Origin of the sequence: Streptomyces tubbatahanensis (assembly GCF_022699385.1) — a bacterium.
GTDB lineage: Bacteria > Actinomycetota > Actinomycetes > Streptomycetales > Streptomycetaceae > Streptomyces > Streptomyces diacarni.
Window position 1 is genome coordinate 5,393,241 of the sequence record NZ_CP093846.1, and the last position, 17,219, is coordinate 5,410,459.

15 protein-coding genes are annotated in these 17,219 nt (G+C 72.1%); 9 read left to right on the forward strand and 6 right to left on the reverse strand.

Going from position 1 to position 17,219, the window contains the following annotated elements:
* Positions 1 to 26: 26 nt before the first annotated feature.
* Positions 27 to 1,628 (reverse strand): M4 family metallopeptidase, encoded by a 1,602-nt coding sequence (locus MMF93_RS23390; protein ID WP_242754526.1) that lies wholly within the window; start codon positions 1,626 to 1,628, stop codon positions 27 to 29.
* A gap of 387 nt (positions 1,629 to 2,015) precedes the next feature.
* Positions 2,016 to 3,299 carry an MFS transporter gene (locus MMF93_RS23395; protein ID WP_242754527.1) on the reverse strand — a complete coding sequence of 428 codons (1,284 nt, stop codon included), beginning with the start codon at positions 3,297 to 3,299 and terminating at the stop codon, positions 2,016 to 2,018.
* 196 nt (positions 3,300 to 3,495) lie between these two features.
* On the opposite strand from MMF93_RS23395, the gene MMF93_RS23400 reads away from it, so the two are divergent.
* The 4 genes from MMF93_RS23400 to MMF93_RS23415 all read left to right on the forward strand — a co-directional run bounded on the left by MMF93_RS23400 (position 3,496) and on the right by MMF93_RS23415 (position 7,960).
* The gene (locus MMF93_RS23400; protein ID WP_423835506.1) at positions 3,496 to 4,803 is read left to right on the forward strand and encodes a L,D-transpeptidase; all 1,308 of its coding nucleotides are present in this window, start codon (positions 3,496 to 3,498) and stop codon (positions 4,801 to 4,803) included.
* A 217-nt stretch (positions 4,804 to 5,020) separates the two neighbouring features.
* Positions 5,021 to 6,295 (forward strand): L,D-transpeptidase, encoded by a 1,275-nt coding sequence (locus MMF93_RS23405; protein WP_242754529.1) that lies wholly within the window; start codon positions 5,021 to 5,023, stop codon positions 6,293 to 6,295.
* A gap of 62 nt (positions 6,296 to 6,357) precedes the next feature.
* On the forward strand, positions 6,358 to 7,149 hold the full coding sequence (locus MMF93_RS23410; protein WP_242754531.1) for an enoyl-CoA hydratase/isomerase family protein: 792 nt from the start codon (positions 6,358 to 6,360) through the stop codon (positions 7,147 to 7,149).
* A 310-nt stretch (positions 7,150 to 7,459) separates the two neighbouring features.
* A complete protein-coding gene (locus tag MMF93_RS23415; protein WP_423835632.1) occupies positions 7,460 to 7,960 on the forward strand; it encodes an ATP-binding protein in 501 nt (166 codons plus the stop codon).
* Between the two features lie 94 nt (positions 7,961 to 8,054).
* Here the strand turns inward: MMF93_RS23415 and MMF93_RS23420 are convergent, their stop codons facing one another.
* Positions 8,055 to 9,206, reverse strand: a complete 1,152-nt coding sequence (locus MMF93_RS23420; protein WP_242754533.1) for an FUSC family protein — start codon at positions 9,204 to 9,206, stop codon at positions 8,055 to 8,057.
* Between the two features lie 238 nt (positions 9,207 to 9,444).
* Here MMF93_RS23420 and MMF93_RS23425 point away from each other — a divergent pair, with 238 nt between their 5' ends.
* The 5 genes from MMF93_RS23425 (at position 9,445) to MMF93_RS23445 (ending at position 15,592) form a co-directional block, all read left to right on the forward strand.
* Positions 9,445 to 9,768, forward strand: a complete 324-nt coding sequence (locus MMF93_RS23425; protein ID WP_242754535.1) for a plasmid stabilization protein — start codon at positions 9,445 to 9,447, stop codon at positions 9,766 to 9,768.
* A 148-nt stretch (positions 9,769 to 9,916) separates the two neighbouring features.
* Positions 9,917 to 10,447: a DUF1360 domain-containing protein gene (locus MMF93_RS23430; protein WP_242754537.1), complete on the forward strand. Its 531-nt coding sequence runs from the start codon at positions 9,917 to 9,919 to the stop codon at positions 10,445 to 10,447.
* A gap of 243 nt (positions 10,448 to 10,690) precedes the next feature.
* Complete coding sequence (locus MMF93_RS23435; RefSeq protein ID WP_242757732.1) at positions 10,691 to 11,227, forward strand: Dps family protein; 537 nt, start codon at positions 10,691 to 10,693, stop codon at positions 11,225 to 11,227.
* A gap of 394 nt (positions 11,228 to 11,621) precedes the next feature.
* Complete coding sequence (locus MMF93_RS23440) at positions 11,622 to 13,703, forward strand: SpoIIE family protein phosphatase (RefSeq protein WP_242754539.1); 2,082 nt, start codon at positions 11,622 to 11,624, stop codon at positions 13,701 to 13,703.
* A 188-nt stretch (positions 13,704 to 13,891) separates the two neighbouring features.
* On the forward strand, positions 13,892 to 15,592 hold the full coding sequence (locus tag MMF93_RS23445) for a glycosyltransferase family 2 protein (RefSeq protein WP_242754541.1): 1,701 nt from the start codon (positions 13,892 to 13,894) through the stop codon (positions 15,590 to 15,592).
* A gap of 237 nt (positions 15,593 to 15,829) precedes the next feature.
* Here MMF93_RS23445 and MMF93_RS23450 read toward each other — a convergent pair whose 3' ends face one another.
* The 3 genes from MMF93_RS23450 to MMF93_RS23460 all read right to left on the reverse strand — a co-directional run bounded on the left by MMF93_RS23450 (position 15,830) and on the right by MMF93_RS23460 (position 17,194).
* Positions 15,830 to 16,300 (reverse strand): SRPBCC family protein, encoded by a 471-nt coding sequence (locus MMF93_RS23450; RefSeq protein ID WP_242754543.1) that lies wholly within the window; start codon positions 16,298 to 16,300, stop codon positions 15,830 to 15,832.
* 68 nt (positions 16,301 to 16,368) lie between these two features.
* Entirely contained in the window at positions 16,369 to 16,872 is a 504-nt protein-coding gene (locus MMF93_RS23455; protein ID WP_242754545.1) for a holo-ACP synthase, read from the reverse strand.
* A gap of 79 nt (positions 16,873 to 16,951) precedes the next feature.
* Positions 16,952 to 17,194: an acyl carrier protein gene (locus MMF93_RS23460; protein ID WP_242754547.1), complete on the reverse strand. Its 243-nt coding sequence runs from the start codon at positions 17,192 to 17,194 to the stop codon at positions 16,952 to 16,954.
* Between the last annotated feature and the right edge of the window lie 25 nt (positions 17,195 to 17,219).

Here is a 17,219-nt window from a genome sequence, read left to right on the forward strand (position 1 = left end):
GGCTGTCGGGTGTCGGCCCTCAGCCTTCAGCTGCCGGTGACGTTCACCGCCGTCCAGGCGGCCTCGACCGTCTTGACCTCGGCGCTGTCGGCACCGTACAGGTCCGTGGCCGACGCGATGGTGGCCTTGCGCGCGTCCGCGTAGTCGGTCGTCGACGTCATCTGCTCGGTGAGCGCCTTGAACCAGATCTGCTCGGCCTTCTCGATGCCGATGCCGTCGATCTTCGAGCCGTCCTTGGTGGGCGAGTTGTACTGCACGCCGTTCACCTCGCGCTCCCCGCTGCCCACCGACAGCAGGAAGAAGAAGTGGTTGGCGATGCCGGAGGAGTAGTGGACGTCCACGTCACCGGCGTTCGAGTCCCAGTAGTCCAGCGACTGGCCGTCCTTGCTGGGCTCGTCCATGTAGCGCAGCGGGGTGCCGTCGCCGTTGATGTCGATCTTCTCGCCGACCATGTAGTCCGGCGTGTCCTCCGGGCTGTCGGCGTGGAACTCCACGGCCGCGGCGAAGATGTCGGAGGTCGCCTCGTTCAGGCCGCCCGACTCACCCGCGTAGTTGAGGTTGGCCGTGGTCGAGGTGACGCCGTGCGACATCTCGTGCGCCGCGACGTCCAGCGCCGTCAGCGGGTGCTCGTTGTTCTGCCCGTCCCCGTAGGTCATGCAGAAGCAGGAGTCGTCCCAGAACGCGTTGACGTAGTTGTCGCCGTAGTGGACCCGGCTGACCGCGCCCTTGCCGTCGCCCGCGATGCCCTCGCGGCCGTGCACGTCCTTGTAGTAGTCCCAGGTCTGGCCCGCGCCGTAGTGGGCGTCGACGCCCGCGGTCGCCGGGTCGTTGACCGTCCCGTCGCCCCAGGTGTCGTCCTCGTCCGTGAACAGCTCGCCGTCGCCGCTGGAACCGTTGTCCAGGTTGGTGGTCTTGTTGCCGCCCCGCGCCTCGTCGGTCATGGTGAACTTGCCCGAGGAGCCCGAGGTGCCGATCTCGACCTTGCCGCTGTACTGGCTGTTGCCGGTACCTTCCTTGATGCCCTGGAACTCGAAGAGCTTCTTGCCGGTCTTCGCGTCCGTGATGACGTGGAGCTGGTTGGGCGCACCCGACTTCTGGACACCGCCGACGACGGTCTCCCACGCCAGTACGGGCTTGCCCTCGGCGGCCCACACGACCTTGCGGGGCGCCTCGCTGCCCTTCGCCTTGGCGAGCGTGGGCTTGTGCGCGGACGACGCCTCGGTCGACACGGCGATCTTCGCGGTGGTGGCCTTGGTGGTGCCGGTGCGCTTGCCGCTCGCGGACTTGTGGACGACCAGGTCGCCACCGAGCACGGGCAGCCCGTCGTAGGTCCGCTCGTAGCGGACGTGTGTGGACCCGTCCTTGTTCTTGACGACGTCCTTGACGTGGAGCTTCTCCTTGGCGCCGAGGCCCAGCGCGTGGGCGTCGGCGGACTTGGCCGCCTCTGTGTTCGCGGACTTGACCAGCTTGCTGTGCTGGGTCGCGCTCAGCTGCGCGGGAAGCGCGCCGTTCGCCGAGGTCTCCCCGCTGGGGGCCGCGCCGGCGGTTCCCGCGGTGACACCCGCCGCTACCAGGGCCGCGGTGGCGGCGAGGGCGGATATCCGCTGCTTCGAGGTGAGGGGTCTCACGTCAGTGGCTCCTTCTGCCGTGGGGACCGGACGGCATGGGTGGTCAGCCGTCCGGGCAGAACTTCACGTGCGAGGCACCGTGCGGAAGTCCGGCCGAGGGCCGTTCTGGCGTACGAATGCCGCACCGCGCGGTCGGCAGCCTGCCACCAATTGCATGTGCATGTCACCGGTGCGTCACGCGTTGACCAGAGGTTGGCCGGATTCTGTTCGTTGCTACGAAAGCGACGCCCGCATAGCGGACGCGCTCGCTCCGGCTCCCGCGCCCGGCGCTGCGGCTCCCGCGCCCGGCGTTCCGGCTCCCGCGCCCGGCGCCGCGCTCCTTCCTGCGCGGTGACAGCACCGCGCACGTCGGCGGCGCGAAGGGATGGGCAGGCGCGGGTGCGCGGGTCAGGCGCCGCGGTCGGGCACCCGGTCGCCGGCGGCGCGGGTGTCTCCGGTGGAGGAGGCGAGTGCCGTACTCGGTGTCACCGCGCGCAGGTTGCGGATCGCGGGGACCGCGAGCAGGGCCGCGCTGACCCCGATCATGAGGAAGCCGCCCGCGAGAAGCACCGTACGGCCGCCGAACACCTGCGCGGCGGGCCCGGCGAGCGCCTGGCCGACCGGCATCATCGCCAGCGAGCCCGCCACCTCGTAGGCGTGGATGCGGTTGAGGATCTCTCCCGGCACCTGCGTCTGCACGCTGGTCGACCACATCACGGCCCAGACGCCGCCGCCCAGTCCCCACAGCGCTGCGGCCGCCATCATGGCGGCCGGAGGCAACGCCAGGCCCACGGCGGCCGGGTAGAGGCAGCAGGCGAGCAGGGCGCAGGAGCCCGCGCGCAGCTGCCGCACGGGACGGAAGCGCAGCGCCAGCAGTCCGCCGAGCGCGGTGCCCCCGCCGAGCGCCGAGTTGACCAGTCCGTACACACCGGGGCCGTCGGCCGGAATGATCTCGGACGCGGTCAGCGGCACCAGCGGCCCCGAGACCGTGACCATGTAGACCATCCAGATGACGATGACGCTCCACATCCAGGTGCGTGCCCGAAACTCCCGCCAGCCCTCGGCCAGGTCGGCCCGGTAGGTGGGGCGCTCGGCCCGCGGCGCCTGTGCGGGCAGCCGCAGCAGCGCGAGACAGACCGCGCTGAGCGCGTACGTGGCGGCGTGCGCGACGAACACCCCGCCGGGCGAGAAGGAGCCCACCAGCGCACCGGCCGCCGCGGGACCCAGCAGCATCGCCAGCGACTCGGCGGTGCGGATCAGCCCGTTGGCGCCCTGCACGTCGGAGGCGACGCGGGGGATGGTGCCGGCGACGCCGGGCTGGAAGAGGCCCGCGCAGATGCCGTTGACCGCGCCGATCGCGCACACCTGCCACAGCACCACGTGTCCGGTCAGGAACAGCGCGGCCATCAGCCCCTGCGTGCACACCCGCGCCAGGTCCGAGCCGATCATCAGGGCGCGGGTGTTGAACCGGTCGCAGAAGACGCCGCCGAAGATGACGAAGCCCGCCAGGAAGACCGTCAGCGAGGCCAGCGCCGCACCGATCGCTCCGGGCCCGTGGCTCTGCTGGATCAGACCGGCCGACAGCGCCAGGGGCAGCATCGCGTCGCCGAGCTTGGCGACGGCCCGGCCGGTGAAGAAGAGGACGAAGTTACGGGAGCGCAGGGAAGCCGTCTGGGCACCGGGGGAGGTCACGGGCCCCCAGTCTGGTCCGGCCCCTCGCGCCCGGCGAGTGATTTTCGTCCCCGGGCCGGGACCTCGCCGAAAGAGACACTCGTTCACTCGCGTGGTTGTGGTGTCCCCTTCGCACGCGCTTCGTTGGTCCGGACGTCCGTGGGGGACGGACAGCAGCCAACGCGCCGGAACAGTCACACAGGAACGGGGACGCACCATGTCACGGGGCGCACGCAGTACGACGGACGCAGGCGCCGGGGCCCCGTGCGCCACGGCGGGGCGCGCGGCGCGGTGGGCACGCGCGCCGCGGATGGCGCGCGCCCTCGTAACGGGGCTCGCGCTGCTGTGTGCGGCACCCGCGGGGTGCGGCCCCGTGGACGACGCGAAGCCGCCCGAGGACGCCATCCAGGTGAAGCCGGCCGACGGAGCGGACGACGTGGCGACCGACGCCCGCGTCGAGGTGTCCGTGCCCGAGGGGAAGCTGCACAGCGTGCGCATGGAGCGCAAGGGCAAGGACGCGGGACGGCCCGTCGCCGGACGGTTCTCACCCGACCGGCGCAGCTGGCACCCCGTGCCCGCCGCCGAAGCGGGCACCGCCGAACACCCGGAAGGGCAGCGCTCCGACACGGTGCTGGAACTGGCCAGCACCTACGTGGTGGACGTGGTGGCCGTCGACGGGGAGGGGGACCGGGTGATCCGGCACGCCACCTTCTCCACCCGGGTGCCGCCGCACCGCTTCGTCGGCTACTTCCGCCCCGAGGACGACCAGACCGTCGGCACCGCGATGATCGTCTCGCTCGACTTCAACCGCTCCATCGCCGACAAGGCGGCCGTCGAGCGCGCGATCAGCGTCACCTCGCAGCCCCAGGTGCCGATCGCCGCCCACTGGTTCGGCGACAACCGTCTCGACTTCCGGCCGCGCACCTACTGGCAACCCGGCACGAAGGTCACCCTCGACCTGCGGCTGCGGGACGTGCGGGCGGCTCCCGGCGTCTACGGCACACAGCGCAAGAAGGTGCGGTTCACCATCGGCCGCGACCAGCGCAGCGTCGTGGATGTGGCGCGCCGCACGCTGACGGTGCGGCGCGCCGGCCGAACCGTCGAGAAGCTGAAGATCACGGCGGGGACGAAGAAGAACCCCACCTACAACGGCAAGATGGTCGTCAGCGAGAAGTTCGACGAGACGCGGATGAACGGCGACACCGTCGGCTTCGGCGACGAGTACGACATCAAGGACGTGCCCCACGCCATGCGGCTGACCCGCAGCGGCACCTTCCTGCACGGCAACTACTGGGCGTCCAAGCGCACGTTCGGCCAGAAGAACACCAGCCACGGGTGCATTGGGCTGGCGGACAAGCGCGGCGGTGACGACAAGTCACCCGCCGGACGGTTCTTCGGCCAGTCGCTCGTCGGCGACCTGGTGACCGTGCGCAACTCCCACGACAGCACCGTCAAGCCGGACAACGGGCTCGGCGGCTGGAACATGCCCTGGAACGCGTGGGTGGCCGGCTCGGCGTTGAAGTAGCCGCCCGGCCCTTCTTGATCCTCCTTTCCGCCTCCCCAAAACCGCGACCGAACGGTGACCCGACGGGGCACGTGCCGCCCCGCTCCGGTGTGGTTATCTAACAGGACGCGCGTACGCCGTCGTTCAGGAGCCGCCACGGCCCGACGGCCGCGCTGGCGTGTTCGGGGGCGCACACGGGTGCGCGGAGCCGTGTGAGGACATGAGGGATGGGGCCGTCTTGGACCTGAAGAACCTGGCCAAGAGCAAGCTGTCATGGGAGTCGATACGCGGGGACGGCCGCGCACAGGTCATCGGCGGTTCCGCCGTCGGCCTCGTGGTGCTGCTCGTCGTCCTGCTGCTGACGCTGACCACCTGCGGGGGCGGCGGCGGTTCCGGGGCCCGCGCCAAGGACAAGGACGGCGGCGAGAAGGTGCCCAAGGGCCCCTCCGAGGCCGTGGTCGCCATCGCCCCCGAGGACGGCGCCGACGACGTGAAGACCTCCGGTGCGCTCAAGGTGACGGCAGCCAAGGGCAAGCTGACGAAGGTGACCGTCAAGGACGGCAAGGACAACCCGGTCAAGGGCTCCCTCACCGCGGACGGCTCGGCCTGGAAGCCCGCCACCCACCTGGCCGCGGGGACGAAGTACACGGTCGACGCGGTGGCCGAGGACACCGAGGGCCGCGCCGCTGCCAAGCACGCCGCGTTTACCACGTTCGTGCCGAGCAACACCTTCGTCGGCTACTTCACTCCGGAGAACGGCGACAAGGTTGGCGCGGGTATGCCGGTCTCCGTCAAGTTCAACCGCCCGGTCTCCGACAGGGAAGCGGTGGAGAAGGCGATATCCGTCACCGCGGACCCGAAGGTCGAGGTCGAGGGGCACTGGTTCGGCGACCAGCGCCTGGACTTCCGTCCCGAGGAGTACTGGAAGTCCGGCACGAAGGTCACCCTCGATCTGAACCTCAGCGGCGTCGAGGGCTCCGAGGGTGTCTACGGTACGCAGCGCAAGACGGTGAAGTTCACCGTCGGCAGGCAGCAGGTCAGCGTCGTGGACGCGGAGAAGAAGTCCATGACGGTGACCAGGGACGGCAAGAAGATCAAGACCGTCCCGATCACGTCGGGCAGCCCGGCCCACCCCACCTACAACGGCAAGATGGTCATCAGTGAGAAGCACCCGGTCACCCGGATGAACGGGGAGACCGTGGGCTTCGGCGGCGAGTACGACATCAAGGACGTGCCGCACGCGATGCGCCTGAGCACCTCGGGCACCTTCATCCACGGGAACTACTGGACGCCCAAGCCGCAGTTCGGCCAGGTCAACGCCAGCCACGGCTGTGTCGGTCTGTTCGACCTGCGCGGCGGCGGGGACAACGGCTCGCCGGGCGCCTGGTTCTTCGAGAACTCGATGGTCGGCGACGTCGTCGAGGTCAAGAACTCCAAGGACGAGACCATCGACCCGGACAACGGCCTCAACGGCTGGAACATGTCCTGGGAGAAGTGGACGGCGCCGCAGTAGTCCCCGAGCCCTCGGGGCCGGCGCCCTCCTCGGGGCGCGTAACGGCCGTTAACCTTCCCTCCATGACGATTGACGAACCCAGCGGCGCGACCGCACGCCTCGAGGTCGCCGACGGCGTCGGCACCATCAGGCTCGACCGGCCCAAGATGAACGCCCTCGACATCGCGACCCAGGACCTGCTGCGCGTACTCGCCGAGGAGGCGGCCCGCCGCGACGACGTGCGGGCCGTCGTGCTCTACGGCGGCGAGAAGGTGTTCGCCGCCGGAGCGGACATCAAAGAGATGCGGGAGATGGACCACGCCGCGATGGTCCTGCGCTCCCGCGGGCTCCAGGAGGCGTTCACCGCCGTCGCCCGGATCCCGAAACCCGTGGCGGCCGCCGTCACCGGGTACGCGCTCGGCGGCGGGTGCGAGCTGGCGCTCTGCGCGGACGTGCGGTTCGCCGGGGAGGGCGCCAAGCTTGGCCAGCCGGAGATCCTGCTCGGGCTCATTCCGGGTGCGGGCGGGACCCAGCGGCTCTCCCGGCTGGTCGGCCCCGCCAAGGCCAAGGACCTGATCTTCACGGGGCGGACGGTCGAGGCGGCCGAGGCCCACCGGATCGGCCTGGTCGACCACGTGGTGCCCGACGCGGAGGTCTACGAGCGCGCCCACGCCTGGGCGGCCCGGCTCGCGCGCGGTCCCGCGCTGGCGCTGCGCGCGGCCAAGGAGTCCGTCGACTTCGGTCTGGAGGCCGACATCGAGACGGGGCTCGCGCTCGAACGCAACTGGTTCGCAGGGCTGTTCGCCACCGAGGACCGCGAGACGGGCATGCGCAGCTTCGTCGAGGAGGGCCCGGGCAAGGCGAACTTCCGCTGAGCCCCGGCCCGCACGGGCGTCGGCCGACGGTCTGGCTGCTGGGCGCGGCCGGGGTGGTGGGGGGTGGCGTAAAGCGTGGCCTCACCAACCACCGCACCGTGCGGGGGAACCGCAGGGCGCCACTCCACGGGGCGGCGCCGCCCGCTCGTGGCGCCTTGTGATCACTTGAACACCGGTTGTCGTGCCAGCTCAGAGCGCGGCTGCCCGGAACGGGGCGCGCCGCGGACCGCCGCGTGCCCGCCCGGACGCTGCGCCGCCGCCGTCCCGGAAACCGCCGAACCGCCCACGACGGGTCGTGCCTGCCGTCATGATGGGGGCCATGGCGGGTCAGGGAGATGTGGCGAGCGTGACCGAACGGGTTCCGGAAGACCTCGCGCGGCTGTGGGACGCCGAGCCGTTGAGCACCGTCCTCGACCGTGCGGGCGATCCGACCGTGCGGGAGGTGCCGCTGGTGAACCTCCCCGAGTCCGCGCGGCGCGCGCGCCGGCTCGCCCAGGCCGTCCTCCAGCAGCGGTGGGCCGTCTCCGCGCAGATCACCGAGCACACGGTGCTGCTCGTCTCCGAGCTCGTCGGCAACGCGGTCCGGCACACCGGCGCGCACACCATCGGCATCCGCATGCTGCGGCGCTCCGGCTGGATCCGCGTGGAGGTCCGCGACCCCTCGCGCGGGCTGCCCTGTCTGCTGCCGGTCGGTGAGCTGGACGTCAGCGGCCGCGGCCTCTTCCTCGTGGACACGCTCGCCGAACGCTGGGGTGTGGACCTGCTGCCCCGCGGGAAGACCACCTGGTTCGAGATGCGGGCCGCGGACTGACGCGGCGCGCACGGCTGACGGGCTTCCCCGCGTGGCGTCACCCCTGCGCGACGTCGGACGGGCTTCCCCTCGCGGCGTCACCCCCCGCGTGACGTCACCCCCTGCGCGGGGGCTGCGCCGCGCCCTGCCGGTGGGCGTGACGGAACTCCACCAGCAGCCGGTCCGCGTCCGTGAGCAGGACGCCGTGGCTGGGCCAGGCCTCGCCCTCCGCCCTCTCGCGCAGCCGCGCGTACCGCTCGCGGCACTGCCGCAGGGCGCGGCGCAGGGGATCGTCCCCCTCGTCGTCCTCCAGGGAGCCGATCAGCCCGGCTGCCTCGGAGATGCTCTCCAGCAGTTCCCCGTAGGCGGACAGGAAGTCGTCGCCCGGCCGGGTGGCGTCCTCGCCGTGGAACCGCACGAACCCGTAGCTGATGCTGCGGATCTGCTCACCGGCACGGCCCAGGGACTCCATCAGCGTGCGGTACCCCTGGAAACTCCGGGAGTTCGTACGGCGGTGCAGCCAGCTCCGCGGGTTGTAGACGACGCTCTCCGCGCCCATCTCGACGGCCTCGCGCGCCGCGCCGAGCGTGCCGTCCAACTGGCGTGCGCGGTGCAGCCAGTCCTCCGCGGTCTCCTCGCTGGGCAGCCCCTCCTTGAGGCCGTCGGCCATGTCGCTCAACAGGAGCTGGGTGGCCTGGCTGATCTCCTCGATGCCCCGTTCGGCGGTGCGGTAGCGCAGCGGGGGAAAGACCAGCATGGCGACGAGGATGCCGATGACCGCGCCCAGCAGCGCCATCTGGATGATCTCCCACAGCATCTGGATGTGGGTGCCCGAGAGCGCGTTGTAGGCGAAGGCGCCGGCGATCGAGACCTGGATGCCCTGGCTGCCCAGGTGGCGCCAGCGGCCGATCAGCAGGGTGATGGACAGCATCACCGCGAACGCGAGCGTGTTCTCGCCGATCAGCGGCCCCACCAGCCCCGCCGCCAGGACGCCGAGCACGACGGCCACCACGTACCGCAGTGACTGCATCAGGGAGCGGTACGCCGTGGACTGCACCACCAACAGGGCGGTGAAGGGCGCGTAGGTGGGCTGCGGTGAGGCGATCACGTAGGCGCCGAGGGCCCAGGCCAGCACGCCCGCGGCGCCGCTCTTGGCGAGCAGGAGTACGGTCTCGCGCTCCGGTCCCGCCTGCTGCCGCGCCCGGTGCGCGGCCCGGCGCACGCGAGCGATCACTGTCGGACGCCATCCGCTGTCCTTCGTGCTCACCTGGACCGGTCCCTTCCGTGTTCGTGCGGTGCTCGACCGGCTCGCGCGCGGTGCGCGGCTCGCGCGTGCCGGGTGTTCGGTGTGGGCGCCGGGTTCCACGTGTGCTGCGTTCCGCACGTGGAACCCGGCCGGGGTGCGCGCTGGTGCGGTCGCCGTCCGGCGCGCGAGGGCAGACCATAAAAACGAACAAAAGATATGAAACGGATAGACAGCTACGACCACAGAGTACGGAGGGACCATGCCTGCCGGATCGAACGCCAAGCGCGAACGCCAGTACGAGCACGTCAAGGAGGGTGCCAAGAAACGCGGCACCTCCACGGGCCGCGCCAAGGAGATCGCCTCCCGCACGGTCAACAAGGAGCGCGCCCAAAAGGGCGAGGCCAAGACCGCCAGCCGCACCTCCGTGCGCGACAAGCCCGCGCCCAAGCGCGGTGGCGAGCGGTCCCACAGCGGCCCCGGCGGCCCCACCCGCGACCAGCTCTACAACGAGGCCAGGCAGAAGGGCATCGAGGGCCGGTCCCACATGAACAAGCGGGAACTCCAGCGGGCACTCGGCCGCTGAGCACCCCGCGAAGGACGTCGCCGCACGGGTCCCTGGCCGCCGCGGGCGTCGCGCCGGCGGGTGTCTCGCCGGCGGGCGTTTCACCGGCGGGCGTTTCGCCGCCCGCGGCCGGGGAACCTGAGGCGCACGTTTTGGGAGGTAACGCTGTATGCCGGGTAAACCGCGTACGCCCCGCGAGGTCGTACAAGAGCACGAGCACCGCTACGCACCGGACGCCGACCGCCCGCTCGGCGGATACCTGGCCGTGCTCTCGTCGTTCGGTACCGGCGTCGTGGGTGCCGCCCTCGCGGCCCGCTGCGCCGGACGCCGCGCGCCGCAGGACCTCAGCACCCGCGAACTGGTACTCCTCACCCTGGCCACGCACAAGCTGTCCAGGATGGTGTCCAAGGACGCGGTGGCCAGCCCCTTCAGGGCCCCCTTCACCCGCTACGCGGGTACCAGCGCCCCGGCGGAGGTCGCGGAGGAGGTGCGCGGCAAGGGGCTCAAGCACGCCGTGGGCGAGCTGATCACCTGCCCGTTCTGCCTGGCCCCGTGGGTGGCCTCCGCGCTGCTCGTGCTGCGCGCGGCGTCCCCGGCGACCGCACGTACCTGCTACAGCGGCCTGGCGGCCGTCGCGGGCTCGGACTTCCTGCAGTTCGCGTACGCCGCCGCCCAGGAGCGGCACTCGCCGCGAGACTGACGGGCACGCCGCCCCCGGCGGTGGGCCCGCACCCCTCGGCGGAGGCTCACCGCCTTCGGTCCGCCCCGCAGGCCGCACGCCTACGGCGCCCGCCGCACACCGGCGGCACCCGGACCACCTCCCCCTTCACCGCTGACGATTCTGAAGAAATCCCACGGATCCCAAGGATTCACACGATTGGAGTGCACCGTGGCAGCCAACGCTTCGCGCAACGGGTCCAACCCCTCGTACACCGTCCCCGGCATGTCCACGAGTGACGGCGGCGACGTCATCCGGCTCCTGCGGATGCGCCTGCACGCCCTCAACGATCTGGCGTTGACGCTCAAGCACGTGCACTGGAACGTGATCGGACCGCACTTCATCGCCGTCCACGAGATGCTCGACCCGCAGGTCGAGGCCGTACGCGAGATGATCGACAACACGGCCGAGCGCATCTCCACGCTCGGCGGCTCACCCTGGGGCACCCCCGGCGTGCTGGTCTCCGAGCGCACCTGGGAGGACTACTCGCTCGGCAGGGCCGAGGCCATCGAACACCTCGGCGCCCTCGACGTCGTCTACACCGGCGTCATCGAGGACCACCGCAAGGCCGTGGAGGCCACCGACACCTCGGACCTGGTCACCCAGGACCTGCTGATCGAGCACCTGCGCCAACTGGAGCTCTTCCAGTGGTTCGTACGCGCCCACATCGAAAGCTCCGGCGGCAAGCTGTCCACAGGACCGCACGACACCGAGGAGGCGGCCGCCGGCAAGGCCGCCCAGGGGGCCCGCGACAAGCCCTGACCGGCACGAGACCGGCCCGGCCCCGGCAGGCGAACGGTGCACTGACCAGGTCAGGTGTGCCAGGCCCCGCCCGGCGCCGGAGCAGCGGTACCGCACGTGGCAGGCAGCCGCCGGATGCGCCCCGACAGTGGCGCACCCGGCGGCTGTCTGCCGTGTGCCTGCCGGCTGTCTGCCGTGTTCCTGCCGGCTGCCTGCCGTGTGCCTGCCGGCTGTCTGCCGCGCCGCACCCGCGGGGACGGCAGCGGTGTCCGAGGAGGGCACGGCGGCCGGCGGCACGGATGGCCTCCCCGGCAGGCGGCTGCCGCGGGTCGGCCGCATGATGGGGAAGCGGCCTTGCCAAGGAAGCCGTGGCCGCTGCCGGCCCTGCCCGGCGGGCCGACCCCGGGAGAGAGCGATGCACCGCTTCCGCGAACCGAACAGGGCGCACGGGCTGCGCGGCGACCCACCGGTCGCCCCGCACGTGGCTCTCGCCCTCAACGGGATGGGGAGCTTCGCCTGGGACCTGGCCAGCGGCGAGATGCGCTACGACGACGCCGGGCTCGCCGTGATGGGCTTCCGCCCCGAGGAGTACGACAACCGGACCGCGACCCTCGCCCAGCGGATGCTCGGCGAGGAACTCCCCGAGATCCAGGCGCGGGTGGACCGTGCGCTGAAAGAGCACACGGGCTACAGCCTCTACTTCCGGGTACGCCACCGTGACGGGTCGCTGCGCTGGACCCACTCCCAGGGCACCGTCGTCTGCGACGAGCACGGGGAGCCCGCGCACGTCATCGGCATCATCCGCGACGCCAGCCAGGAACTGCGCGCCGTCGACCAGACGCGGGAGCTGCGGCAGGCCAAGAGCGACCGCCGCAGGCAGGCCGACATCGTCGGCCACGTCAACGAAGCCCTCGCGCCGACCGTCACGGTGGAGGACGTGGCCGAGGCGCTGAGCACCGACCTGCTGCTGGAACGGCTCGGCGCCTCCAGCATCCTGCTCGGGCTGGCGGAAGGCGGCCGCATGGGGCTGGTCGGCGCCAACGGTGTGCCCGAGGGACTGATCCGCGACTTCCACCTGGCCCGGATCGCCGAACCGCTGCCGCTGAGCGAGGCCGTCCGCACCCGCAAGCCCGTCTTCGTGACCGACCGCGAGGAGTTCGCCCGGCGCTACCCCGGACTGGGCGCCTACCTGCGCGCCGTCCCGGAGTCCACCGCCGCCGTCTACCTGCCGCTGATCGCGCACGACACCCCCATCGGCGCCCTCGGCCTCACCTACGACGGCAAGACCCGCTTCACCCACGACGAGCGGACCGTACTGACCGCGCTGAGCAGCACCATCGCCCAGTCGCTCCAGCGCGCCCTGCTCTACGACCAGGAGCACGAGCTGGCCACGGGGCTCCAGACGGCGATGCTGCCGGGGCACATCCCGCACGTGCCGGGCCTGTCCATGGCCACCCGCTACCGCCCGGCCCGCGCCAGAGGCGGGATCGGCGGCGACTGGTACGACGCCGTCACCCTGCCCGACGGGCGGATCGCCGCCGTCGTCGGCGACGTGCAGGGACACGACGTGACGGCCGCCGCCGTGATGGGCCAACTGCGCATCGCCCTGCGCGCCTACGCCGCCGAGGGGCACCCGCCCACGACCGTGATGGCACGGGCCTCGGCCTTCCTCGCCGAACTGGACACCGACAGGTTCGCCACCTGCCTCGTCGTCCTGCTCGACCCGCACACGGGGCACGCGGTCAGCGTCCGCGCCGGCCACCTGGACCCGGTACTGCGCCGCCCTGACGGCAGCTGTGTCTGGCTCAACACGCCGGGCGGACTGCCGCTCGGGCTGACCGCGCGGTCGACCCAGCCCCCCTACACGACCGCGGAGACGGTACTGGACCCCGGATCCACCCTGCTGCTGTGCACCGACGGCCTCATCGAGTCCCGCACCAAGGACATCGACCAGGGCCGCGACCAGCTCATCGACGCCGTCAGAACCGGGCCCCTGCGCCCCGACCCGCTGGCCGACCACCTGCTGCACACGATGGGCGCGTTCACAGGCCAGGAGGACGACGTCGCGCTGCTGCTGCTCAGACGCGCCGCCGGCAGGCGCCACACCGCACCCCAGATGGCCGTCACCATCACCACCAACGACCCGCACTCGCTCCAGGCCGCCCGCCAGGCCCTGCGCACCGCGCTGCACCGCTGGTCACTGGACGACCTCAGCGACACCGCCCAGCTCCTCGCCAGCGAGATGGCCACCAACGCGCTGCTGCACACCGAGGGCGACGCCACACTGACGGCCAGGCCGGTGCGCGCCGGGGGCCGCGCCCTGCGCATCGCCGTCACCGACACCTCACCCGCCTCCCCGCAGCGCCGCGCCGCCACCGAACAGTCCACCTCGGGCCGCGGTCTCGTCCTCATCGAGGAGCTGGCCACCGACTGGGGCGTCGAGCCACGCGGCAACGGCAAGCGCGTCTGGTGCGAGATCCCGCTCGACGTGCGCTAGGTCTCCTGCCCTGTGAGGTCGGGGGCGCGGCCGGCGGAGGCGGGGCGGGGCGCGGCGGGGCCGGCGGGGATTCGGCAGCGTGGCGCCGGGCACCCGCCTCGCGGACGTCACACGCAGCGATGCCACACGCAGCGATGTCGCACGCAGGGGCGTCTGAGGCAGGGATGTCAGCGATCAGGAAGGCGGCAGTGCACACCACAGCGCACACCTCAGCGCACACCTCAGCGCACACAGCGCCCGACACCGGCCGGCAGCCGGTCAAGGTCAGCATCGTCGTGCCCACCCACGACACGGGCGAGACGGTGCTCACCGGGCTCCGTTCCTTCCTGGCGCAGAGCATGCCGCGCTCCGAGTTCGAGATCATCTACGTGGACGACGAGTCCAGCGACGACACCGTCGCGCTGCTCGAGGCCGAGATAGCCAGGCAGGGCGCCCAGCAGACGGCCCGCGTGCTGCGGATCGACCACTCGGGCTGGCCGGGACGGCCACGCAACATCGGCACGGACGCGGCACGCGGCGAGTTCGTCCACTACGTGGACGACGACGACTGGCTGGCCCCCGAAGCGTTGGAGCGCACCTACGCGCGGGCGCGCGAGACCGGCGCCGACATCGTGATCGGCCGGATGGCAGGGCACGGGCGGCAGGCGCCGCGCGCGCTGTTCGAGCAGCCCATGGCCTCCTGCGACCTGCGCGAGGACACCGCGCTGCTGGCCTCCATGACGGTGCACAAGCTCTTCAGGACGGACTTCCTGCGGGCACACGGGCTGCGCTTCCCCGAGGGGAGGGTGCGCCTGGAGGACCACATGTTCACCCTGCGGGCCTTCCTCCTCACCGACCGGGTCGCCACCGTCCACGATTACACCTGCTACCACTGGGTGCGGCACGCCGACGGCAAGCACAACGTCAGCTACGAGCGGATCGACCCGGCCCCCTACATCGACAGCGTCCGCAAGGTCCTCGCGATCCTCGACGCGCCGGACACCCGCGTCCCCGCGGGCCGCCACCGCAACCGGCTGACCGCCAAGTGGTACGGCAAGAAGGCGCTGGAGAGGATCGCCGGACGGCGCCTGCTCGACCAGCCCGCCGAGCGCAGGGCCGCCTGGTTCGAGGCGGTCGGCGCCCTGGCAGCCGAGCTGCCCGAGGGGGCGGACACGGCGCTGCCCACGCGGTTGCGCGTCGTCGCGGCCCTGGCCCGCCACGGCGACCTGGCACTGGCCGAGGAACAGGCGGCCTTCGAGGCCGGCGTCGTCCAGCGGCCGCGGGTGGAGTCGGCCCGGTGGCAAGGCGGCGCGCTGCGGATGCGGTGCACCTCCTCGCTGGTGCGGGAGCGCGGCAGGGGGCGGACCGCCGCACCGCTCGTCTTCCTGCGGCCCGACGAACGCCGCCTCCGGCTGCGCCTGCCGCCCCGCGTCGCGGACGTGGAGGCGGCGGTGGAGGTGGCCGACTTCGCCAAGGCGGTCCGGCGCAGCAACGTGCGCGGCCAACTGCGGCACCGCGAAGGCGGCACCGTGCTGAGCGTCCCCACCACCTGGCAGGTCACCGAGGTACCGGCCGCACGGACCGCGGCAGGCCGCGGCCCCTTCAGCCGCCTGCGCAACCTGTGCGCGAAGGCCGCAGCCCGGCTGCGCGGCCGGACCGGCGAGCCGGACGCGCGCACCCTGCGCTACACGGCGGAGTTCACCCTCGACCCCGCCACGGCCGACCACGGCGGCCCCCTCGCCCCCGGCACCTGGGACGTCCACTTCCAGCTCGGGGTCGGCGGCTGGCGCACCTCCAAGCCCCTGCGAGGGCACACCCTCCAGGTGCCGGACGACGCGGCCTGCGCACCGCCGCCAGGGAAGCGGTCACCGCGCGGACGCCGCGAGCTGGAGAGCGCCGCCGCGTCCTGAGGGCGCCACGCGGCAAGACGCACCGCACCCGGCCGCAGACGCCGCGCTCACCCCCGGCGCTGACGCGCCGCCTTTCGGAGGCGCCTCAGCTGCGCGCCCTTCGCCTGTGCACCTCCCGCCCGGACACGCCTCACCTGGTCAGCGACCGGCCCGCGAGTCCAGTGGCCACCCGATGGTCGGCGAGGGGTGAGGGGCGGGCCCGCCGGAGCGGGCCCGCCCTCGTCCCGCCGACGCCGTTCACGCGGCGGCAGCTGCCGCTTCGGTTTCCACGAACTCCTTGGTGCGCTGGAGCGCCTTCTGCGTACCGCCGAGGATGATCTCGGCCATGCCGTCGTTGTCCACCGGCGCGTCGTCGGTCATCTCGAAGTCCTGGACGGAGCGGATGGAGGAGCGGCCGCCCGGCTCCTCGCGGTAGACCCACAGGGCGACGGAGTAGTGGAAGTGGGGGTTGCCCCAGCGGCGGGCGTAGGCGGTGTGCCGTTCCGGGTCGAGGATCCGCTCGACGAAGTAGTACCACTCCCGGCCCTCCGCGTCGGGCGGTGTGACGATCCGCAGGGTACGCGCGTGGCGTGCCGGGTCCTCGGCCACCAGCTCGTGGCCTTTGCCGCCCGACGCGTGCCTGCGGTCGTTCTCCTGGGTGTTGGCGAGTCGCCAGGTCAGCTCCAGTGGTGCCTCGATGAGGACGTGCGTGTCGATGTGGCCGGCCATGCCGTCATTCCTTCCGGACGTTCAGGTGGTACGGGACGGGTTGTGCGGGGGTGATCTACGGGTGGTGCTCATGAAGGTTCGGTTCCGCGTCGGCTCGGCTTCCGCCGGTCCAGCTCTCCTCGGTTCAGCTGTTGCTCCAACAGGGCGCGGACGCCGAGGTCGCGGTGCGCCGTGCCGGAGCGGACGGTGGAGACGGCGGCCAGGACGACGAGGACCCGGCCACCGTCCGCCGCCGCCCGCCAGCAGCCCGGCCAGTCGGACATGCCCAGGGCGTGCGCCCTGCGGCCTGCCGCGCCCGTCAGCTCGACGTGCAGCCCGGTCCCGTCGGGTCCGGGCTCGGGCGTGGCTTCGATGTCCGTCCATGCCACGCCGACCAGCCCGGTGCCCAACGCCTTGCCGCAGGCTTCCTTGGCTCCGAAGCTGATGCCCAGCCGCAGTGCCGGATCGTCGGCGCCGCGCACCGCGGTCAGTTCGCGCCGGGTGAAGACGCTGCGCAGTTCGCGGTCGCCGAAGCGGGCGAGCAACCGGGCCATACGGTGCAGGTCGGCGATGTCGAGGCCGACGCCCAGCAACCGACTGGGCAGTCGACCGGGCAGTTGGCCGGGCGGTCGGCCAGGCAGGTGAGCCGAACGGGTGCCGGCGGCGGGCGCGTCAGGCGGCGGCGGGCTGGGCTTTGTCGACCAGTTCGCACACATCGGAGACGGTGAGGTCGTCGGCCAGCTCCAGCTTGACTTCCTTCCCGGTGCTGCGCTGGATCTCCAACGAGACCTCGACGAGTTCGGTCGAGTCCAGCTCCAGGTCGCCGCGCAGCCTCGCCGTCGCGGTGACGGTCTCCTCGGGGATGCCGAGTGCGGTGAGGGCCTTGCGTACGGTGTCGAGTGCGTCAGTTGCCATGTGCGGTGTCTCCTTCGCTGAGGCC